Source organism: Klebsiella sp. HC6 (assembly GCF_022605325.1).
Classification (GTDB): domain Bacteria; phylum Pseudomonadota; class Gammaproteobacteria; order Enterobacterales; family Enterobacteriaceae; genus Klebsiella; species Klebsiella terrigena.
The window spans coordinates 3,255,827-3,275,399 of the sequence record NZ_CP093276.1; the positions used below are offsets into that span (position 1 = coordinate 3,255,827).

Annotated in this window: 20 protein-coding genes; 10 read left to right on the forward strand and 10 right to left on the reverse strand. The window is 56.4% G+C overall.

The window, feature by feature from the left end; all coding sequences use genetic code 11:
- Window positions 1–6: 6 nt before the first annotated feature.
- Window positions 7–1,350 carry a 2-oxoadipate dioxygenase/decarboxylase HglS gene (gene hglS / locus MMW58_RS15815; RefSeq protein WP_241721582.1) on the reverse strand — a complete coding sequence of 448 codons (1,344 nt, stop codon included), beginning with the start codon at window positions 1,348–1,350 and terminating at the stop codon, window positions 7–9.
- A 242-nt stretch (window positions 1,351–1,592) separates the two neighbouring features.
- On the opposite strand from hglS, the gene pcaH reads away from it, so the two are divergent.
- The 4 genes from pcaH to MMW58_RS15835 all read left to right on the forward strand — a co-directional run bounded on the left by pcaH (window position 1,593) and on the right by MMW58_RS15835 (window position 6,780).
- Window positions 1,593–2,333 (forward strand): protocatechuate 3,4-dioxygenase subunit beta, encoded by a 741-nt coding sequence (gene pcaH / locus MMW58_RS15820; RefSeq protein WP_241721583.1) that lies wholly within the window; start codon window positions 1,593–1,595, stop codon window positions 2,331–2,333.
- A complete protein-coding gene (pcaG, locus tag MMW58_RS15825) occupies window positions 2,330–2,950 on the forward strand; it encodes a protocatechuate 3,4-dioxygenase subunit alpha (RefSeq protein WP_133599937.1) in 621 nt (206 codons plus the stop codon). Before pcaH ends, pcaG begins: the two co-directional genes overlap by 4 nt.
- Before the next feature lie 170 nt (window positions 2,951–3,120).
- Window positions 3,121–4,044, forward strand: coding sequence for a LysR substrate-binding domain-containing protein (locus MMW58_RS15830; RefSeq protein ID WP_041145324.1), 924 nt, complete (start codon window positions 3,121–3,123; stop codon window positions 4,042–4,044).
- Between the two features lie 363 nt (window positions 4,045–4,407).
- Complete coding sequence (locus MMW58_RS15835) at window positions 4,408–6,780, forward strand: membrane-bound PQQ-dependent dehydrogenase, glucose/quinate/shikimate family (protein WP_241721584.1); 2,373 nt, start codon at window positions 4,408–4,410, stop codon at window positions 6,778–6,780.
- Between the two features lie 76 nt (window positions 6,781–6,856).
- Here the strand turns inward: MMW58_RS15835 and MMW58_RS15840 are convergent, their stop codons facing one another.
- The 4 genes from MMW58_RS15840 to cybB all read right to left on the reverse strand — a co-directional run bounded on the left by MMW58_RS15840 (window position 6,857) and on the right by cybB (window position 9,491).
- On the reverse strand, window positions 6,857–7,975 hold the full coding sequence (locus tag MMW58_RS15840; RefSeq protein WP_041145321.1) for an S-(hydroxymethyl)glutathione dehydrogenase/class III alcohol dehydrogenase: 1,119 nt from the start codon (window positions 7,973–7,975) through the stop codon (window positions 6,857–6,859).
- A 24-nt stretch (window positions 7,976–7,999) separates the two neighbouring features.
- Window positions 8,000–8,275 (reverse strand): metal/formaldehyde-sensitive transcriptional repressor, encoded by a 276-nt coding sequence (locus tag MMW58_RS15845; RefSeq protein ID WP_041147608.1) that lies wholly within the window; start codon window positions 8,273–8,275, stop codon window positions 8,000–8,002.
- A gap of 104 nt (window positions 8,276–8,379) precedes the next feature.
- A complete protein-coding gene (locus MMW58_RS15850) occupies window positions 8,380–8,853 on the reverse strand; it encodes a GNAT family N-acetyltransferase (protein WP_133599939.1) in 474 nt (157 codons plus the stop codon).
- A gap of 110 nt (window positions 8,854–8,963) precedes the next feature.
- Window positions 8,964–9,491, reverse strand: a complete 528-nt coding sequence (gene cybB, locus MMW58_RS15855; RefSeq protein WP_045855179.1) for a cytochrome b561 — start codon at window positions 9,489–9,491, stop codon at window positions 8,964–8,966.
- 436 nt (window positions 9,492–9,927) lie between these two features.
- Here cybB and MMW58_RS15860 point away from each other — a divergent pair, with 436 nt between their 5' ends.
- A complete protein-coding gene (locus MMW58_RS15860) occupies window positions 9,928–10,323 on the forward strand; it encodes a hypothetical protein (protein ID WP_241721585.1) in 396 nt (131 codons plus the stop codon).
- A 235-nt stretch (window positions 10,324–10,558) separates the two neighbouring features.
- Window positions 10,559–10,990 carry a hypothetical protein gene (locus tag MMW58_RS15865; RefSeq protein ID WP_159237324.1) on the forward strand — a complete coding sequence of 144 codons (432 nt, stop codon included), beginning with the start codon at window positions 10,559–10,561 and terminating at the stop codon, window positions 10,988–10,990.
- Window positions 10,991–11,090: 100 nt separating this feature from the next.
- Here the strand turns inward: MMW58_RS15865 and MMW58_RS15870 are convergent, their stop codons facing one another.
- Window positions 11,091–11,684, reverse strand: a complete 594-nt coding sequence (locus tag MMW58_RS15870; protein WP_241721586.1) for a TetR/AcrR family transcriptional regulator — start codon at window positions 11,682–11,684, stop codon at window positions 11,091–11,093.
- A gap of 141 nt (window positions 11,685–11,825) precedes the next feature.
- On the opposite strand from MMW58_RS15870, the gene MMW58_RS15875 reads away from it, so the two are divergent.
- Genes MMW58_RS15875 through MMW58_RS15885 form a run of 3 tightly spaced genes read left to right on the forward strand, consistent with a single transcriptional unit; the run spans window position 11,826 to window position 14,701 of the window.
- A complete protein-coding gene (locus tag MMW58_RS15875; RefSeq protein WP_241721587.1) occupies window positions 11,826–12,881 on the forward strand; it encodes a sugar phosphate isomerase/epimerase family protein in 1,056 nt (351 codons plus the stop codon).
- 25 nt (window positions 12,882–12,906) lie between these two features.
- The gene (locus tag MMW58_RS15880; protein ID WP_241721588.1) at window positions 12,907–13,803 is read left to right on the forward strand and encodes an alpha/beta fold hydrolase; all 897 of its coding nucleotides are present in this window, start codon (window positions 12,907–12,909) and stop codon (window positions 13,801–13,803) included.
- Window positions 13,793–14,701 carry an alpha/beta hydrolase gene (locus tag MMW58_RS15885; RefSeq protein WP_241721589.1) on the forward strand — a complete coding sequence of 303 codons (909 nt, stop codon included), beginning with the start codon at window positions 13,793–13,795 and terminating at the stop codon, window positions 14,699–14,701. Before MMW58_RS15880 ends, MMW58_RS15885 begins: the two co-directional genes overlap by 11 nt.
- A gap of 256 nt (window positions 14,702–14,957) precedes the next feature.
- Here the strand turns inward: MMW58_RS15885 and MMW58_RS15890 are convergent, their stop codons facing one another.
- Both MMW58_RS15890 and MMW58_RS15895 read right to left on the reverse strand, forming a co-directional pair.
- Entirely contained in the window at window positions 14,958–15,464 is a 507-nt protein-coding gene (locus MMW58_RS15890) for a GNAT family N-acetyltransferase (RefSeq protein WP_241721590.1), read from the reverse strand.
- A gap of 149 nt (window positions 15,465–15,613) precedes the next feature.
- On the reverse strand, window positions 15,614–16,159 hold the full coding sequence (locus tag MMW58_RS15895) for a cysteine hydrolase family protein (RefSeq protein ID WP_241721591.1): 546 nt from the start codon (window positions 16,157–16,159) through the stop codon (window positions 15,614–15,616).
- Window positions 16,160–16,653: 494 nt separating this feature from the next.
- On the opposite strand from MMW58_RS15895, the gene MMW58_RS15900 reads away from it, so the two are divergent.
- Window positions 16,654–17,550: an ATP-grasp fold amidoligase family protein gene (locus tag MMW58_RS15900; protein ID WP_241721592.1), complete on the forward strand. Its 897-nt coding sequence runs from the start codon at window positions 16,654–16,656 to the stop codon at window positions 17,548–17,550.
- A gap of 26 nt (window positions 17,551–17,576) precedes the next feature.
- Here MMW58_RS15900 and MMW58_RS15905 read toward each other — a convergent pair whose 3' ends face one another.
- Together MMW58_RS15905 and MMW58_RS15910 are read right to left on the reverse strand one after the other, a co-directional pair.
- Complete coding sequence (locus MMW58_RS15905; protein ID WP_241721593.1) at window positions 17,577–18,659, reverse strand: ATP-binding protein; 1,083 nt, start codon at window positions 18,657–18,659, stop codon at window positions 17,577–17,579.
- The gene (locus MMW58_RS15910) at window positions 18,656–19,360 is read right to left on the reverse strand and encodes a response regulator (protein ID WP_045855167.1); all 705 of its coding nucleotides are present in this window, start codon (window positions 19,358–19,360) and stop codon (window positions 18,656–18,658) included. Before MMW58_RS15910 ends, MMW58_RS15905 begins: the two co-directional genes overlap by 4 nt.
- Window positions 19,361–19,573 lie beyond the last annotated feature (213 nt).

Genomic DNA, 19,573 nt, shown 5'->3' on the forward strand with positions numbered 1-19,573 from the left:
CCGGTTTCAGAGCAGACCGCAACGCCGTTTACTGCGTTCCTCCGCCTGCTGATAGAGCATAAACTCGTCGAGCACCGGGCAGCCGAGGGCCGTTTCGAAGGCGTCGCGGCTGGCGTTGCCGTGGCTGCGGGCCTGCGTTTCGTTACCCAAATTAGACTGGAAAATCCCCGCCGCGCTCACCGGCAAAAAGTCTTCATAAATAATCGGTTGGGCAATCAGCCAGCCGCGCTCAATCAGCGGCTGCGGATCGTCGCCGGGGCCGAAAGCCTGACGATGGGCTTCTCCCGCCGGCGTCAGCCGATAGCGGAACCACGCCAGCCCCTGCTGGCGCAGCAGAAACTCGCTGTCCGGAAACTGGCTGAACACATCCTGCAGGTGGCGCTGATGATGGAGGTTGTCTTTACCCACCCCGGCCTCGTTGAGCAGGCGATCGTACAGCGCCCGCCCCTTCGGCGTCAGCGCGATCCCGCGCTGCTCGATTTCGCCAAAACGCGCGCTGTGGGTGCCTTTATGCTCCCCGGCGAAGATCACCGGCTCCTCCAGCGCCTTAAAGCTGGTCTGGCGCAGCAGGATCGGCACCTCCCGGCGCGGCGGGCCTTCAATCAGCGCCTTCGGCACGATGCCGCACTCCGGCATCAGGGCCTGAACCCGGTCGATATCCAGCGTGCGCGGCGTCAGATGATTAATGTGGCAGCCCGGGAAACAGACCACGTCGGCAATCAGCCGATGTTCATTCTGCAGGGCGTGATAGGTTTCATCATCTACCGTGGCGTGGCTATGCCAGCGGAACGTCTCCAGCGCCTCGCGCACAAACTCCCGCGCTTCAGCGGGCGTGAAAGCGCCGCTCTCTTCGTACTGCGCAATCAGCGCCCGACAGCGCGGGGTAAAAATATCGCGCTTAGCCAGAATCTCCGCCGCCCGCTGACGCAGTTCGTCGCTGGCGATCAGCTCCAGGCGCAGCAGCGAGGTGAAGATACGGAACGGATTGCGCGCCAGGGCGGCGTCGTCAACGGGGCGAAAGGCGGTGGAATGGACCGGCACCCCGGCCTGGGAGAGATCGTAATAGCTCACGGGGAACATCCCCATGATGGCAAACATACGGCGCAGCGTCGCCAGCTCTTCCGCAGTGCCGACGCGGATTGCGCCGTGGCGCTCAACGTTCAGCCGGGCCAGCTCATCGGCATTCGCCAGCTGCTCGTGCAGCCTGGGGTTGTTCTCCAGCACCGCCAGATTGACGTCCGCGACCAGCTCGAGGAGCGTCCCGTACTGCGGAACTTCCTGCTGATACATCGCCGACATAGCCTGTGAAAATTGTTCCCGAATCTCATCAGCCGTGATGGTGTTCGCCATGATGTCTTACCTCCAGTGAATACTTCCTGGAGTGTAGAGAAGGCCTCCCGCGCCAGCAGGAAGAATTTACAAACTGTGATGCGGATAACCTGCCCCCGCCCTTTGTTCCGCGCGGGACATAACCCTGAGTTATGGAATAGACCCTTTAATTTCACTTTAAATTAACAAAACATTTACACACACTGTTTCTGGCGACATTAAAACAACAAGCCCTGTACCGAATAAAACGGAGTACGTACCCTATGAACGATAAATGGTCCCCGCGCGAGGTGGTTCATCGCGACTATAACAGCCATCCTCCCGCTTACGCCCCGGGCTACAAAACCAGCGTTCTGCGCTCGCCGCGCAATGCGCTGATCTCCCTGCAGAACTCGCTTTCTGAAATTACCGGCCCGGTGTTCAGCCACGATGACCTCGGGCCGCTGGATAACGACCTTATCCTTAACTATGCCAAAGAAGGCCTGCCGATCGGCGAGCGTATTATCGTCCACGGCTACGTTCGCGACGGCTTTGGCCGCCCGATGAAGAACACCCTGGTGGAGGTCTGGCAGGCCAACGCCGGCGGCCGCTACCGGCATAAAAAAGATCGGTATCTGGCGCCCATTGACCCCAACTTTGGCGGCTGCGGTCGGGTACTGACCGACGAAAACGGCTACTACTGTTTTCGCACCATCAAGCCGGGGCCCTATCCGTGGCGCAATCAGGTCAGCGACTGGCGCCCGGCGCATATTCACTTTTCCCTCTCCGGAGACGCGTGGGCGCAGCGCCTGATCACCCAGATGTATTTTGAAGGCGACCCGCTGATTAAGCAGTGCCCGATCGTCAAAACCATCAATAACGACGATGCCGTTCGCACCTTGATTGCCGAGCTGGATACCCATGCCGCCGTGCCGCTGGACTGCCTGGCGTACCGCTTTGACCTGGTACTGCGCGGCCACCGCGCGACGCTGTTTGAAAACCGCACTCAGGGGGCCGCCCGATGAAAGACTATTTACCCGAAACCGCTTCGCAAACTGCCGGCCCCTACGTCCACATCGGGCTGGCGCCGGATGCCGCGGGCTTCCACATTTTCGAGAATAACTTTGGCCCGCAGCTCACCGCTGCGGATACCGAAGGCGAGCGTATTACCATTGAGGGGCGGGTTATTGACGGCTCCGGCACGCCGGTGCGCGACGTGCTGCTGGAGATCTGGCAGGCCAACGCCGCCGGGCGCTACGCGCACCCGGACGATCGGCAGGCCGGCAAACGGCGCGACCCGGCGTTTCGCGGCTGGGGCCGCAGCTGCTCCGACTTCGACACCGGGATCTGGCGCTTTGAAACCATCAAGCCGGGCGCGGTTGTCGGCCGCGACGGCCGGATGATGGCGCCGCACGTCAGCCTGTGGGTGGTGGCGAGGGGGATCAACATCGGCCTGAACACGCGGATGTACTTTGCCGACGAAGAGGAGGCCAACCGGGCCGATCCGGTGCTCAATCTGATCGAGTGGGAGGTTCGCCGTCAGACGCTGATTGCCCGGCGCGAAGTACGCGGCGGCGAAATTGTCTATCGGTTCGATATTCATCTGCAGGGCGAGAACGAAACCGTCTTTTTCGATCTTTGAGACCATTACGCCCCCGCATGCCCCGGTTTAGCCCGGGGCATCGACTTTTGGCGTCAGGTAAAATCATTTGTAATATAACAAGAGTAAATGTTAATAATATTTTGCCATTGGGTTATCAAATTTAAACAATATCGCTTGTCACTCATACCGCTCTGTTTTTAGTATCAATTATGGAAAAAAACGCTCTCTTTAGTCAGCGCATTCGCTTGCGCCATCTACACACCTTCGTGGCCGTCGCTCAACAGGGAACGCTGGGGCGTGCGGCTGAAACACTTAATCTTAGCCAACCCGCTTTATCAAAAACGCTGAACGAGCTGGAGCAGCTGACCGGAACGCGGCTTTTTGAGCGCGGGCGGCTGGGCGCGCAGCTGACGCTGGTCGGGGAGCAGTTTCTCACCCACGCGGTAAAGGTCCTCGACGCGCTTAATACCGCGGGCCAGGCGCTCAACCGCAAAGAGGGAATGAATCCCGACGTGGTGCGTATCGGCGCGCTGCCGACCGCCGCGCTCGGCATTCTGCCGACGGTCATCGGCCAGTTTCACCAGCAGCAGAAAGATATCACCCTGCAGGTCGCCACTATGAATAACACCATGCTGCTGGCGGGGCTTAAATCGGGAGAGATTGATATCGGCATCGGGCGCATGTCCGACCCGGAGCTGATGAGCGGGCTCAACTATGAGCTGCTGTTTCTGGAATCCCTGAAGCTGGTGGTTCGCCCCGGCCACCCGCTGCTGCAGGAGACGGTGACGCTCAGTCGGGTGATGGACTGGCCGGTCGTCGTTTCACCGAAGGGGACCATCCCCCGCCAGAATGCCGAAACCCTGCTGCAAAGCCAGGGATGTAAAATTCCCGCGGGCTGCATAGAAACGCTCTCGGCCTCGCTATCGCGCCAGCTGACCGTCGATTACGACTATATCTGGTTCGTCCCCTCCGGGGCGGTGAAGGACGATCTGCGGCGCGGCCTGCTCAGCTCGCTGCCGGTACCGACCCAGGGCGCCGGGGAACCGATCGGTATTCTGACCCGGGTTGATGCCACCCTCACCTCCGGCGCGCAGACCCTGCTCAGCGCGATTCGAAAATCGATGCCCGCCTGAGTCTCTTTTCCGGACGGAGCGCCGCCTCCCGGCGCCTCTTCCGGGCAAACCTGTTACCCCTTCCGGCATTCTTAGCCTCCCGGCCGCTCCCGGTTTGACTCCGGCCAGGCCGGCGGCGCCCGAGCGCGGATAACGCCGCTTGCTTAGCAGCGTAATCAATTAGTGCGAAATTATTTATTAACAATTGCGCAAACTTCGGTAACAGATTTATCATTGCCACGATTTCACCATATGGTTCACATGAAATCAAAATCAGCAAAAAACCCTCTTTCATGAAGCCATTTATCGCTTCACTCAAAAGACACAGTTTTATTTTTTGATTCATTTGGTTCACACCTGAGAACGGGTGGTTAAGGAGACAACATGACAACGGGTCACGCGCCACGAGGATTCCCCCGGATCCTGAAGTGGCTTCTCGCCGGGCTGATGCTGATAATCGGCCTGGCCATCGGTATTCCTGGCATAAAACTCGCCACGCTCGGCGGCAGCCTCTATTTCAGCCTGATGGGGCTGGCGATGGTTATCGCCTCCGTACTCATCTTCCGCAACCGTCGCAGCGGCATCCTGCTGTACGCGCTGGCGTTTGTGGCGTCCATTGTTTGGGCCATCAGCGATGCCGGATGGACCTTCTGGCCGCTGTTCTCGCGCCTGTTTGTCTTCGGCGCGCTGGCGCTCCTTTCGGCCCTCGTCTGGCCTTACTTCTCGGCTAAAGCGACCGCCAAAGGCCCGGCCTTTGGCCTCGCGGCGGCGCTGGCCGTGGTGCTGGCCGTCAGCTTCGGCTGGATGTTCAGGGCGCAGCCGCTGGTGAGCGCCACCGAAGAGGTGCCGGTTAAGCCGGTTGCCGCCGGCGAACAGCAGAAAAACTGGGAACACTGGGGCAATACCACCCACGGCGATCGCTTCGCCGCGCTGGATCAGATTAACAAGCACAATGTTAATCAGCTGCAGGTGGCGTGGGTCGCCCATACCGGGGATATTCCGCAGAGCAACGGCTCCGGCGCCGAAGATCAGAATACCCCCCTGCAAATCGGCGATACGCTGTACGTCTGCACCCCTTACAGCAAGGTGCTGGCGCTGGACGTTGATAGCGGCAAGGAAAAATGGCGCTACGATTCAAAAGCCACCGCGCCGAACTGGCAGCGCTGCCGCGGACTCGGCTATTACGCGGACGGCGTGGCCCAATCGTCCCCGGCGGCTGACGTTCAGCCCGCCGCCTGCTCCCGTCGTCTGTTCCTGCCGACCACCGACGCGCGCCTGATCGCCATCGACGCCGATAGCGGCAAACCCTGTGAAGCCTTTGGTGAACACGGCGTCGTCGACCTGAGCGTTGGGATGGGGGAAATTAAAGCAGGCTACTACCAGCAGACCTCGACGCCTCTGGTGGCGGGGAACGTGGTGGTGGTCGGCGGCCGCGTGGCGGATAACTTCTCCACCGGCGAGCCTCCGGGCGTGGTGCGCGCCTACGACGTCCACAGCGGCAAGCTGGCGTGGGCGTGGGATCCGGGTAATCCGAGCCTGACCGGACTGCCGCCGGAGGGCCAAACCTACACGCGCGGTACGCCTAACGTCTGGTCAGCCATGTCTTATGACGCGAAGCTGAACCTGATTTATCTGCCGACCGGCAACGCCACGCCGGACTTCTTTGGCGGCGAGCGGACCGCGCTTGACGATAAGTACAGCTCGTCGATCGTGGCCGTCGATGCGACGACCGGCCGGGTACGCTGGCACTACCAGACCACCCATCACGATCTGTGGGACTTCGACCTGCCGTCGCAGCCGCTGCTGTACGACCTTCCGGATGGCAAAGGCGGGACCACCCCGGTGCTGGTACAGACCAGCAAGCAGGGCATGATCTTTATGCTCAACCGCGAAACCGGTGAGCCGATTGCCAAAGTGGAGGAACGTCCGGTTCCGCAGGGCAACGTGGCGGGCGAGCGCTATTCGCCAACCCAGCCCTACTCCGTCGGCATGCCGATGATCGGTAACGAAACGCTGAAAGAGTCGGATATGTGGGGCGCCACGCCGGTCGATCTGCTGATCTGCCGCATTGCCTTTAAATCCATGCGTCATGAGGGTATTTTCACCCCGCCGGGCGAAGATCGTTCATTGCAGTACCCGGGCTCGCTGGGCGGCATGAACTGGGGCAGCGTGTCGGTCGACCCGAATAACGGCCTGATGTTCGTCAACGATATGCGTCTCGGCCTGGCAAACTATATGGTGCCGCGCGCCAAAGTGGCAAAAGACGCCAGCGGGATTGAGATGGGTATCGTGCCGATGGAAGGTACGCCGTTTGGCGCAATGCGCGAACGCTTCCTGTCGCCGCTGGGCATTCCGTGCCAGAAGCCGCCGTTTGGTACGATGTCAGCGGTGGATCTGAAAAGCGGGAAGCTGGTGTGGCAGGTGCCGGTCGGCACCGTTGAGGATACCGGCCCGCTGGGGATTCGGATGCATATGCCAATTCCCATCGGCATGCCAACCCTCGGCGCATCGCTCTCTACTCAGTCCGGCCTGCTGTTCTTCGCCGGTACCCAGGACTTCTACCTGCGGGCGTTTGATACCGCCAGCGGTAAGGAAATCTGGAAATCCCGTCTGCCGGTCGGCAGCCAGTCCGGTCCGATGACCTACGTTTCGCCGAAAACCGGCAAGCAGTACATCATCATTAACGCGGGGGGCGCACGTCAGTCGCCGGATCGCGGGGACTATATCATCGCCTACGCGCTGCCTGACCAGCAGTAAGCGCGGCGTCCTGTAAAAGTCATACCTGCCGGTGAAGCCGCCGGCAGGTATTTTTTTGCCCAGGCGTCGGCCGCGGTTACTGGTCGCCGAAATGAATAACGGTACGAATTGATTTACCTTCGTGCATCAGGTCAAACGCTTCGTTGATCTGATCCAGCGGCAGGCGATGGGTGATAAACGGATCGAGGCGAATTTTGCCCGCCATCGCGTCTTCAACCATGCCCGGCAGCTGGGTGCGCCCCTTCACGCCGCCGAATGCGGAACCGCGCCATACGCGGCCGGTTACCAGCTGGAACGGCCGGGTTTTAATCTCCTGGCCCGCACCGGCCACGCCGATAATCACGCTCTCGCCCCAGCCTTTATGGCAGCACTCCAGCGCCGAACGCATAACGTTGACGTTGCCGATACACTCAAAGCTGAAGTCCACGCCGCCGTCGGTCAGCTCAACGATGACGTCCTGTACCGGCTTTTCGTAATCTCGCGGATTGATAAAGTCGGTCGCGCCCATCTCTTTGGCGAGGGTGAACTTATCCGGATTGGTATCGACCGCCAGAATGCGCCCGGCTTTCGCCTGTACCGCGCCCTGAATCACCGCCAGACCGATTCCGCCGAGGCCAAATACCGCCACCGTATCGCCCTCTTTTACCTTCGCGGTGTTGTGAACGGCGCCGATCCCGGTGGTCACGCCGCAGCCCAGCAGGCAGACTTTCTCCAGCGGCGCCTGAGGGTTAACTTTCGCCAGCGAAATCTCCGCACACACGGTGTATTCGCTGAAGGTGCTGGTGCCCATATAGTGATAAATCGGCTCGCCGTTATAGGAGAAACGGGTGGTACCATCCGGCATCAGGCCTTTGCCCTGGGTGGCGCGAACCGCCTGGCAGAGGTTGGTTTTGCCGGATTTACAGAATTTGCACTCGCCGCACTCGGCGGTATACAGCGGAATAACGTGATCGCCCGGCTGCAGGCTGGTCACCCCTTCACCGACTTCAACGACAATGCCGCCGCCTTCATGCCCCAGCACCGCCGGGAACACGCCTTCCGGATCGTCGCCGGAAAGGGTAAAGGCATCGGTATGGCAGACGCCGGTGTGGGTGATTTTGACCAGCACTTCGCCTTTTTTCGGCGGCGCGACGTCAATCTCAACGATCTTCAGCGGCTGGCCCGGGCCAAACGCGACTGCTGCACGTGATTTCATAAGGGTCTCTTCCTTCGTCGTGATTTATTTTAAGTAGGATCGTAGCAGATGGCCGACTTCCGCCATTCTTATCGCTCTCTGGTCGGGGGTGGTTTCGCCGCTTACCAGCTCATCCTGGAGATGAATTTCCACCATCTCCCCCATCAAACCGTTGGTTGCGCCGCGAATTGAGGCGATCTGCTGCAGGATTGTCATACAGGACTCGCCGGACTCCAGCGCGCGCTCAAGCGCCTCGACCTGCCCGCGAATACGGCGCACGCGGCTCAGCGCGCGTTTTTTGTCTTCAGGTGAATGTGGCACGGTGACGCCCTCCATATCATATAGGGGGGTATACTATATTTAATTACGCAAGCTGGCAAATTGAAACGCCGCTTTAACCGTAGCACAGCGGCGCCGTTTTAGGCTCAGTTCAGCTCCAGCGCCATATCCACGCAGCGCAAATCGGCGTTAGCCAGCTTTGATGGCAGCCATTTTTCACCGAGCGCGACAAAACCGTGGCGCAGATAGAAACCGGCGGCGTTGGGCGTGGCTTCCAGCGTGATCCGCGTCAGCCCCCGACGGCGCGCTTCGGCGATTATCGCCGTCACGATTAGCCCGGCGTAGCCCTTACCGAAGCACTCCGGGCGGGTAAAAATCGCCTCCACGCTGCCGGCGCGCAGGTCGAGATAGCCGGTGGCGGCCGTTCGCCCGCCCTCCTCTTCAACCACGTAAAAGGGGTTGTCGCGCACCGCATGACGATAGCCTTCCGGCATCATGTCCGGCGTCCAGGCCCGCAGAACCTCGGCCTCATAGCTTTCACGACAGCCGTGGCGTATCGCCTGATTGCGGATCTCCCATAGCGCCGGCGCTTCGTCCGGCGCGGCAAGTCTGACTCTCATCTTCATTCCCCTTTTCCCATGGATGCCATCAGATGTATCACAACCTGCGGCAAAAGAGATAAAAAAAACCCCGCGCGAGGCGGGGTCTGAAGGTAGAGAGCCAACGGGCGCTAGCGCCTGCGCGGCATCATGCGCAGCAGCGTATTGTCTTTCCACAAATAGTGATGCATCAGCGCCGCCAGCGCATGCAGGCCAACGACGAAGTAGCCGGTATTCGCCAGCAGGCTGTGCACGCCCTTCAGCGTGTCCACCAGCTCAAAATTACTTTGCGCCGCATAGGGCATCGTCAGGCCAAACGCATACCACGGGTTGCCGCGGTTATACATCATGACCATGCCGACGATCGGCAAGGCGATAAACAGCAGATAGATAACCAGGTGCCCGAGGTGCGCGAAGCCGGTCATCATCGGCGATGGCTTCGGCACAATCGGCGGCGCGGGCGACTTCAGGCGCACCAGCAGGCGCACTACCATCAGTACGCAGATGGAAATGCCGCAGGAGACGTGGATCATATTAATCAACGGCCGGTCGCTGCGGGGGAAAAAGCCCCGCAGCTCCATGGCGGCATAGGCGCCAACCACTAATAAAAATACCAGCCAGTGGATGCCTATCTGCAGGCCGGAGTATTTATCGCGCATGGAAAACCCTTAACAAAACTGTGATGCCGACAACATAACGACCTTTTGTTAAAAATTCATTAACTTTTACGTACTTATAAGAAACAATCGCGGGGAATCATGCGTTTATTGGCAATACAAGGAGTTAGGTTGTGCGGTTAACGGACAATAGCGGACGTTCGCGGCCTTTTTAATGCCCCAAAAACGCTCCTGAGGCCCTTTTCGCCCCCCAAAAATGCCCCACCTCCCCTCTAAAATACGACGTATTTTTGCCATCAACTTAACGTGTTTCGGGCAGATTTTTATCTGCGAACGCAGCGTGGTCTCTCGAAGTGAAATCACTCTATTTCCCCACCAGATATGAACATGGCGCGCAACATTTTTTGGAAGACAGGCGCCTCGAAGTTCATAATACGCTTACACGGCTGACATTTTTGACAAAAGGGAATAACTCGCAATGATAAGTAAATGTTTGCTCGGTTTTATCTTACTTCTGCCCGTTTCATCCGCCGATGCCGGATGCTGGGTTATTGGAAACTTACATGGTTTCGGTGCAAATGAGTACAACCAATATGACTTCAAAAAAGATGGTTACACGGGGAAAATATTCGTTGTGAACATCGATAAAAAAGCACCTTCCGTAACCGATAGCAGCATGACCTATACGGTGATAAGCCCAACATCAATGGTTGGAGCCTATGCCACAGATTTGGGGCTGACTCTTCAGACGTGGCAGATTTCGACGGATAAGACGAAAGCGTTAATGACCATAAACAGGACAAACTCAAATGACATCTCGCAAGATGCGGTGTCGTCTTTTGTCGGTGACGTTAAAGCCCAATGCGACCATTAGAATTTCGTGACATTGCGTGACTTACTGGCACTTGAACGCCTGAAATAATGTCCCAGCTGTCGCAATCGCTCTCAAACGGCGCAATGCTTCACGTGCTTGCTGGCCCCATCGCCGCTCTCTGCCCCAACGCATTGATGTATAAGCTGAGGTAAATCTTAAATCCTTTATCGGGCGGGAGTTTTAATATTTCGGCCATAGCTTAAATGGTAAAATTCGCGCCGGTTGTAGACCCCCTATGACCAAGGTCCGCCCTTGTGCTCTTGCACAGGGATCCCGGGCGGACCACCTCATCACGCCCCAGCATCGAACCGGCATGCCGTGCGAAATGCAACCGGGACGGTCAACGTGCGCTGTCGCATGCGAAGCGCAACAAATAGCGACCTCTGGCCTGTGTCAACCCAACGATCTGGCAGTTGCCCGCCGCGCCTTTAATCAGCATGGTTGGGTTCTGGAAAATCAAAGGATGATGACGGTGTTCAACAATCTAAGCGTTTTAAGAGCCTGGCTCTATTTTTCATCGATTTTTACCTGCCTGGCGCTGGGCGACATCATTGGAGAACATTTTTTTGACGGCTCCAGAATTCCATGGTTTATCGCGCTGGTAGCATCATGCGTTATCAACTGGAACCTGTCGGCCCATATAAAGAAGCTCAGCCGCCCTGCTTAACCGCATCGTACCCGGCGCGCCATCGGTACTTGTCGAGCAGCGGCAGCGTGGGGGAAACGTTGCCGCAGGCTGGCTTCACGTCGTTGCCAGCGAAAATCCATTAATCCGCATGCGGTAGCGCGGTCAGCGCCACGTTAACCGCCGCCAGCAGCCGCGATTGCGCAACGCCATCGCGAGCCTGAACCGACAGGCCGTGCAAAAAGGCGGCGAAATAATCACCCAGGCCGTCAGCGTCGGTCGTGGCTGGCAGCTCGCCGCTCTGCACCGCCTGCCGCAGCCGGTCGATAATCTGCTGCGTGCGCTGAAGACGATGCTGGGCCAGCCAGGTTTTGATGTCGTCATTGTCCGCGCTGACGCTGGCCGCGGAGGCGACCACCATACACCCCTGCGGCAGATCCGGCTGGCAGTACAGATACACGGCATCCATCAGCAGCGTTTCAATTGCCTGGCGCACGCTGTTCCCGGCGGCAAAGGCGCGATCCGCAAATCCCCCTTCGCGATTTTCATAGTCAGCGATCGCTTGCCGAAAAAGCTGTTCTTTTGAACCGAACGCCTTGTAAATACGCGCGGAGGCGATACCCAGTTCGGCCACCAAATCCGACATTGACGTCCCTTCATAGCCCTGTCGCCAGAATAGATTGCGCGCTTTCAAAAGCGCCAGCTCACGATCGAATTCGCGCGGTCTGCCTGCCATTACGTTGCTCCAGTTTGCCCGATATTGAGTGCGACAGGATCGCTTAAATCATTGAGATTACCAACGCATTTATAATTTTCGCTTGCGGTTATCGGTTTTTACTCCTATTGTTTGTCGATTGACAAACAATAGGAGTTTACGATGAGAACCCTCAAAGGTCCAGCCCTGCACCTCGCTCAGTTCAACGACGAGGTTGCCCCCTTCAACAGCTTGCCTGCGATTGCCCGCTGGGCCGCAGAAACCGGCTTTAAGGCATTGCAGATCCCGGTATGGGATCGGCGCCTCTTCGACGTGGCCACCGCGGCGGAAAGTCAGACCTACTGCGACGATCTTACCGGTATGCTGGCGGAACACGGCCTGGTGGTCAGCGAACTGACCAGCCATATTTTCGGCCAGCTGATGGCGGTACATCCGGCCTACGACAGCTTATGCGACAGTTTTGCGCCGCCCGAAGTGCACGGCAATCCGCAGGCCCGCGGCGAGTGGGCCCGACAACAGCTGCTGATGGCCGTCAAAGCCTCCGCGCGCCTTGGCCTCAGCGAACTGGGTACGTTTTCCGGCTCGCTGGCCTGGCCTTATCTCTTTCCCTTCCCGCAGCGTCCTGCCGGGCTAATCGAAACCGCTTTCGACGAGCTCGCCAGACGCTGGCTGCCGGTGCTCAACGCCTGCGAGGATTCGGGGATTAATCTGTGCTATGAAATCCACCCCAGCGAAGATCTTCATGATGGCGTGACGTTCGAAATGTTCCACCAGCGGGTGGGCGAACATCCCCGCTGTCGGGTGCTTTTTGACCCTAGCCATATGGTGCTACAGCAGCTCAACTACCTGGAGTTTATTGATATTTATAAGGACGTGATCGGGATGTTCCACGTTAAAGACGCCGAGTTTAATCCCACCGGTCGTCAGGGGATCTACGGCGGCTATCAATCATGGATCGATCGCGCGGGCCGCTTCCGCTCCCTGGGTGACGGTCAGGTTGATTTCAAAGCCATTTTCGCAAAGCTTGCGCAATACGATTACGCCGGCTGGGCAACGCTGGAGTGGGAATGCTGCCTGAAGAATCCGCTGGACGGTGCCCGTGAGGGGGCGGATTTCATCCGCAGCCACATTATTCACATCACCGATAAGGTCTTCGACGACTTCGCCGGCGCGCCGGTAAATCCTCATCAAATCAAAAAATTACTCGGCATTCTCTAGGCCAGAACATTTCAAGGAACCCCTCATGGAACAACAATATGACGAGATCCTCTACGCGGATCTTGAGGCGCAGCACGTCTATCCGAAGGTCAACGGACAGCGCATTCACTGCGTCGTGGCGGGAAAAGGACAGCCGGTACTGCTGATACCCGGCTGGCCCCAGACCTGGTATACCTGGCGCTACGTCCTCCGCGCGCTTGCCGACGCCGGTTTTCAGGCGATCGCGGTTGACCCTCCCGGCATCGGCGATTCCGATAAGCCCCTCGGCGGTTACGACACCGGCAGCGTTGGCGCCGTGCTGCACGCGGTCATGGCGCAGCTGGGGCATCAGCGCTACAGCCTGGTGGGCCACGATATTGGCATGTGGATTGGCTACGCCATGGCGAGCGATTTTCCGCAGGCAATTGAGCGACTTGTGCTGACTGAGGCGGTGATCCCGGGGCTGGCCCCTGCCCCGTCGATTTTTGTCGCCCCGGAGGAGAATATTTTTCTTTGGCACTTCATGTTCAATCAGCTGGCTGATTTACCGGAAACCCTGACCTACGGCCGTGAATCACAGTATCTCAGCTATATATTCAACCGCTGGTCTCATCGCCGCGATCGGGTAGCCGCGGAGGTTTATATCGCCGCTTATTCTGCGCCAGGCGGGCTGCGCGCGGGCTTCGATTACTATCGAGCGATCCCGGAGACCATTCGGCAGAACCAGCGCCGGGCGAAAACGGCCTTAACGATGCCGGTGCTGACGGTGGGAGCTGAATATGCAACGGGTGATGCGCCGCTGACGACCCTACGCGGAAATGCCCAGGACCTGCGCGGCGAGACGGTGGCCGACTGCGGCCATTTTATTACCGAAGAGCGTCATGAGGCGTTTATCGCGCTGATCGTCCCCTTTCTGTCAGAGGAAACTCACTATGCCGCTTGATCCGCATATTGCCGACTTTCTCGCCGCGTCGTCGCAAGCGGGCGCCCCGCCGCCCGCCACGCTGGCCGAGATGCGCGCGGCCACGGAAGCCGGCTTGCTCCAGCTCCAGGGGGAGATGGAAACCAGCGATGGCTACAAAGACTATGTCGCTACCGCTGATGATGGTCACGGTATTGTCCTTCGCGTTTATACGCCAGCCGGCTTAAACGCAGAAACCGCGCGGCCGGCGATGCTGTTTGCTCACGGCGGCGGCTGGTGTCTGGGATCGCTGGCGCTGTACAATCGGCCCTGTCAGGCGCTGGCCAATGCTACCGGACGGGTAATCGTGTCCGTGGATTACCGGCTGGCGCCAGAGCATCCGTTTCCACGACCGTTAGAGGATGTTTACCAGGCGCTATGCTGGGTCTACGAACGGGCGCAGCGTTTAGGCATCGACAGCCGCCGCCTGGCGGTGGGCGGCGATAGCGCCGGCGGAAACCTTGCAGCGGCGACCGCGCTGCTGGCGCGGGATCGCGGCGGCCCTCGCATCGAACATCAGCTGCTGCTGTATCCGGCGTTAAGTCGCGATATGGCAACCGGGAGCTATCGCGCATTCGCTGAGGGCTACTATTTAACGCGCGATGCGATGGCGTTTTGCTGGCACAGCTATCTGGGAGAACGTCGTCATCCTTACGCCGAACCGCTGCACGCGGCTTCACTGCGCGATTTGCCGCCGGCAACCATCCTGAGCTGCGAATACGATCCGCTGCGCGATGAGGCCGAACGATATGCGCTTCGGCTTGAGGAGGCCGGGGTGGCGGTACGCTGCGAACGACTGCCGGGCATGGTGCACGCCTGTATCCATATGTCAGGGTTGACCCCGGCGGCGCGTCGGCTGTTTGAACTGGCACGCAGCTAAGCAAGCCTGGCGGCACGTCCCCGACGCCAGTTATCAACGATGGTCCGGTTCAGCCAGGCTGCTATTGGTGATAAAAATCAGGGACGTGCCGCCTGCCCGCCGCAGCGGCCCGAAGAAGGTTCTCAGATTGAGCCTGTCGCCGCTGCGCGCGGCGTATCGTCAGCACTGCACGATAACTCTCGGTCAAAATAGCGGATCGCGGAGGATCCTTGCGAAACGATTGCCGGCTACGCATTACGGATGAGGATCGTCATCTCTACCGGTTGTTATCGATCGCCCCGCGTGCCTGTGCCTCAGCCTGCGCTCTACTCGTGACTAATACCTTCGAGAAACAGACCGCCTCTTCTCGCCCGATATAGGGGCCGTAGTTCTCAATACGCGCGTAACCATTTTTCTCATAAAAACGTACCGCCCGATGGTTAACTCGCCGGGTCTCAAGCCAAAGCTCGCGGTATCCCATACTCTTTGCCGATGTCTCCAGCAAAGCAAGTAAGGCGTGGCCAATACCATGAGCGCTGCGGTCGGAATACATCCTTTTAAGCTCGGCAATATCCTGCGTTAAGGGCCGGATGGCGCCACATCCTACGGCATCACCGCGCGTATTTCTTGCCAGAACCCAGAGCGTTCTCTCCCCGGCCATTGCATCAACGGTGAAATGGCTCTTGCCGCTGTCGCCGGTAATCGCGGCAAGCTCAGCGGACAAAGATTCGATTAAACCATACGATTCGGGGGAAAATGGATCCGCTTTCTCTACTGTTATCATGGGAACAGGTCCTTTATCAAAGCGTTGGTCAGCATAGAGGATGCTGGCGTAAAAGGCATCATCCCGGAGTCGATAATAATAAATCCCAAAGGCAGCCTTACCGGCTGCCTCGATGGATGGCGTTCGCGATGCCCTGACGCATACGGCACTCACTTGTCAGAATCAAAGTTCCAGTTAGCAGCGGTCGAAAGCGTTACAAACGGGCCCGCCAGCGTTCTGTTGTGGTGGCCAATAATTTCGTTTGCCGATAAATGCGGGTTATCCATTGTGGTATGCGCATCTGAAATCAGCACGGTGCTGAAGCCCAGCTCCGGCGCTGCCCGGCAGGTGGTGTCGACGCAAAACTCTGTTTTGATCCCGGCGATAGTCAGCTGCTTGACGCCTCTGTGGCTGAGCTGAAGCTGCAGTTCGGTATCGCGAAAACAGCTGGGATGCTTTTTAGTCAAAATGCTATCCCGCTCGGCGTCCACGTCGAGTTCGGGTATCAGCTTTGTTAGCGGGCCGTGCTCTGAGAAGGGGGAATCGTCAGGCCCAATGTGGCGAACAAAAAAGACCGGCACCTGAGAGCGCCTCGCTTTGGCGATGAGCAGACAGATATTTGACAGAACCGCGTCTGCACAATGCGGAGCAGCCGGGCCCCGGAAAAGCCCCTCCTGCATATCGATAATGATTAGCGCTTGTTCAGATGAAATCATGATGTGTCTCCATTCAAAATGTGATGAACGGAGAGCCGTGTCTCCCCGTCCGGACCGGCGGGGAGTGGGTATCTGTTTTGTCAGGAGCCAGCCACAGATACGCCCACGCCGCCGCAGGTTGCGGTGGTGGTGGTAGGCGTCGTTGCTGGCTGAACTGACTGAATCATTTTCCGACCTTTACTTATTCATTGAGCGGTAGTAACCAGAAATAGCAGGCATCACTCAAAAGCACTCTCATCTTATAGCACCGCTTAAATACCAAATTCAAGAGAGGGGTACGGCCCTACCGGCCCTCTTTTTTTCGCACCGGGCTGGCATGCCGGACACGATTTTTGGCTCTCTGCCCGACCTGCGCCTGACCTGGACTCCAGGCGGATGCTATTCGGTTTAAATATATCGTTAACTCTGGCACACCACTCCACGCTCCCTCCATAATCTGAGCAATATAAATCAATCATCCCCCGCCAGAATATGCATTCCACTCAGGGGGAACCATGAACAAACTTAATTACTCGCTTAAGTATATCGAATATTTACTCAGAAAAAGCAGAGTCTTTTTTACAACAGATCTTTACTATCATACTGCCGCGCTGACTAAAGTTTCAGGAAACGCATCCAACCTAAGAAACCCAGTAACGCTGAATGAGAAAATTTGTCATCGAATGATATTTGACCACAACTCATTTTATACCTTACTGGCTGATAAGCTGGCGGTGAGAGAGTATGTACATACAAGAACCCAGTTGGTTAAAACCATCCCTTTAATTGGTGTCTACAACAGAACCGATGATATCGATTTTAACAAGCTGCCTGAAAAATTCGTTTTAAAATGTAACCATGATAGCGGCAGCGCGGTGATTTGTACGAACAGAGAAAAGTTCAACCCGGTTAACGCCCTAAAAAAACTACAGCTGGCACTTAAAAAGAACATGTATTATACCACCAGAGAATGGCAATATAAGAATATCATCCCCGTCATCCTCTGTGAAAAATTTATCGACTTATTTTCCGACAAGGAAAAAAGCAATACCCCGGAAATGTTAAGAATTCATTGTTTTCACGGCGTGGCATGCTTTTTAGAGGCGGATTTCACTGATGAAAACGGTGACGAATTCATTAATGTATATGACAGATCGTGGAATTTGCAGCCATTTCAGATGGAATACCCAAATACGCCAGACGTCGTACCGGAACCAACGTCATTTCATAACGCCATCACCGCCGCTCAGGAACTGGCCAAAGAAATTGACTATTGCCGCGTTGACCTGATGTTGCAAGGCGATGACGTTTATTTCAGTGAAATCACATTAAGCCCAAAACGCGGCAAGCTTAAAATTACGCCGGCGCTGTGGGATGCTAAGCTAGGAGAAATGTGGCAATTACCCACCTAAAATAAGGCTCGATGGAGCCTTATTTATCAGTACGTTTGTTCAGCCTTAACCGCTGGCCACGATAGCGTAAACACCGAGTGATTATCGCGTGTTAACGTATAGCTAACGTCACCTCCGTGCGCCAGCATAATAGCCTTGACTACTGATAACCCTAATCCGCATCCATCAGGGTTAACGCTTCTTGCATATTCTCCACGCTGAAAAGGTTGGAATATATATTTCTGTAGCTCTTGCGGGATCCCTGGTCCCTTATCCTGCACCAGGATAAAATTATTTTTCCCTGAAACACCATTTTTCAAAATTAACGTTCGTGATGTTGAATATTTCAATGCATTATCAAAGAGAACCGTCAGGCACTGAATAATCCGCAACGGATCGCAGATGCAGTGCTGCTCTTTGAGTTCAGTTAAAATAGCAAACTGCTCTCGTCGAAACTCCGGTAAAAAAGTATCAAGGACGCTGGTAATGGTGGCGGGAAGATCGACCTTATTGAGCGTAAGAGTATACCCGGCGCCTCCGGAGGAGCTGACAACCCGCAGGTCTTCGATCAGATTAGTTAACCCTTCAGTTTGCTTAAGCAGGTTTCTGAACAGTAGCGGTTCAGGCTCAAACACTCCGTCAACCAGACCCTGAAGCCTTCCTCGTAGAATCGTCACCGGCGTCCTGAGCTCGTGAGCAATCGCCGCATTCCATAAATTCCGCTGAACATCCAGGGTCTGCAGTTTTTGCGCCATTTCATTGAAATCATTCACAAGATTATTCATCTCCCCCAGCTGAGAGCTGGTGCAAGATGCCCGAGCATCAAGATTTCCCTGGGAAATTTGTTTCAGGCTGGAGGCGACAGCGTTTAGCGGAGTCAGTATTCTTGACGACAGCTTAATGGTAAAGAACAGGGAAACAACAAGACTGGTTAGCGAAGCAATCGCGATCCACATCCAGTCCAGCATGGTCATATCATCTTCATTACCTGCGGTTGCGCCCCCCGGCAGATAGTCGATCAAAAAACTATAAAATAAATAAGAACCCACTACGGCGATTGCAATAATAATGAAGGTGAGCAACAGCATATACGTCAATATTTGCCGACTCAGAATCGTTTCTTTATTCATTTGTTTTCACCCAAACGGTAACCCAGACCTCGAACGCTTTCAGGGATCCCCTTAAGGCCCGCTAGTTCGAGCTTTTTCCGCAGCTTACTCATGTGGCTATCCACCGTGCGATCGAGGGTATCACCTTCCGGCAGGCAGGCATCAAGCAGCTCTTCGCGAGAGCACACCTTTCTGGGATATCTTGCCAGATAGGTCAGGAGTTTAAATTCAGTTGTGGTCAGCACCGGGGTGACGGACCGATCCCCAACGGTAATTTCAATAAAAAAATCATCCGGGTAGATTGTCATAAATGACGTTCTTAAGGGCCTTGAATTCACCAGTTCGGTATTCTGCCTGGTTCGTCGGAGCACCGCTTCGACTCTCGCGATAACTTCAGAGGGATTAAACGGTTTTATCACATAGTCATCTGCTCCCAGCCTCAGGCCCATCAGCTTATCGACGTCCTGATCCAGGGCGGTGACCATGATGACCGGAACATTGCTCTCTCTGCGCAAGGTCGTCAGGACGCTCCAGCCATCATACACGGGCAAATGGATGTCCAGTAAAATGAGATCTGGCTTATGTAAACGACTCAGGTTCAGGGCCTGCTCGCCGTCCGCAGCCCTGAGCGCCCTCATCCCTGCCCGATGCAAATAGCTTGTGAGTATGTCGGCAATTTCATCATCGTCTTCAACGACAACGATCAGGTTATTGTTGTTCATTTGATCTCCTGTCCGTACGGATCATCACTATTATTTTACGCTGAAAAGCTGGCCTGTCGTTATTAATTTACCCTCACTGCAGAGGGGAATAAATGCCGCATAATTTACCTGTCTGGTAACGACGTGACAATCTGACTATCGGATTGTAGAAAAGTTGCAACAGAAATTAATTTTTACGGCTGTACAGAAAAACCCATCGGGAAAGCACCAGAC

What these genes read in the sequence shown, in the direction of transcription:
- MMW58_RS15890 (WP_241721590.1), bottom strand. Translation starts at nt 15,464, where the DNA reads ATGATAACAGTAGAGAAAGCGGATCCATTTTCCCCCGAATCGTATGGT.
- MMW58_RS15865 (WP_159237324.1), top strand. Translation starts at nt 10,559, where the DNA reads ATGACCAAGGTCCGCCCTTGTGCTCTTGCACAGGGATCCCGGGCGGAC.
- MMW58_RS15875 (WP_241721587.1), top strand. Translation starts at nt 11,826, where the DNA reads ATGAGAACCCTCAAAGGTCCAGCCCTGCACCTCGCTCAGTTCAACGAC.
- pcaG (WP_133599937.1), top strand. Translation starts at nt 2,330, where the DNA reads ATGAAAGACTATTTACCCGAAACCGCTTCGCAAACTGCCGGCCCCTAC.
- MMW58_RS15870 (WP_241721586.1), bottom strand. Translation starts at nt 11,684, where the DNA reads ATGGCAGGCAGACCGCGCGAATTCGATCGTGAGCTGGCGCTTTTGAAA.
- MMW58_RS15850 (WP_133599939.1), bottom strand. Translation starts at nt 8,853, where the DNA reads ATGAGAGTCAGACTTGCCGCGCCGGACGAAGCGCCGGCGCTATGGGAG.
- MMW58_RS15900 (WP_241721592.1), top strand. Translation starts at nt 16,654, where the DNA reads ATGAACAAACTTAATTACTCGCTTAAGTATATCGAATATTTACTCAGA.
- MMW58_RS15885 (WP_241721589.1), top strand. Translation starts at nt 13,793, where the DNA reads ATGCCGCTTGATCCGCATATTGCCGACTTTCTCGCCGCGTCGTCGCAA.
- hglS (WP_241721582.1), bottom strand. Translation starts at nt 1,350, where the DNA reads ATGGCGAACACCATCACGGCTGATGAGATTCGGGAACAATTTTCACAG.
- MMW58_RS15880 (WP_241721588.1), top strand. Translation starts at nt 12,907, where the DNA reads ATGGAACAACAATATGACGAGATCCTCTACGCGGATCTTGAGGCGCAG.
- MMW58_RS15860 (WP_241721585.1), top strand. Translation starts at nt 9,928, where the DNA reads ATGATAAGTAAATGTTTGCTCGGTTTTATCTTACTTCTGCCCGTTTCA.
- MMW58_RS15910 (WP_045855167.1), bottom strand. Translation starts at nt 19,360, where the DNA reads ATGAACAACAATAACCTGATCGTTGTCGTTGAAGACGATGATGAAATT.
- MMW58_RS15905 (WP_241721593.1), bottom strand. Translation starts at nt 18,659, where the DNA reads ATGAATAAAGAAACGATTCTGAGTCGGCAAATATTGACGTATATGCTG.
- MMW58_RS15895 (WP_241721591.1), bottom strand. Translation starts at nt 16,159, where the DNA reads ATGATTTCATCTGAACAAGCGCTAATCATTATCGATATGCAGGAGGGG.
- MMW58_RS15830 (WP_041145324.1), top strand. Translation starts at nt 3,121, where the DNA reads ATGGAAAAAAACGCTCTCTTTAGTCAGCGCATTCGCTTGCGCCATCTA.
- MMW58_RS15835 (WP_241721584.1), top strand. Translation starts at nt 4,408, where the DNA reads ATGACAACGGGTCACGCGCCACGAGGATTCCCCCGGATCCTGAAGTGG.
- MMW58_RS15840 (WP_041145321.1), bottom strand. Translation starts at nt 7,975, where the DNA reads ATGAAATCACGTGCAGCAGTCGCGTTTGGCCCGGGCCAGCCGCTGAAG.
- pcaH (WP_241721583.1), top strand. Translation starts at nt 1,593, where the DNA reads ATGAACGATAAATGGTCCCCGCGCGAGGTGGTTCATCGCGACTATAAC.
- cybB (WP_045855179.1), bottom strand. Translation starts at nt 9,491, where the DNA reads ATGCGCGATAAATACTCCGGCCTGCAGATAGGCATCCACTGGCTGGTA.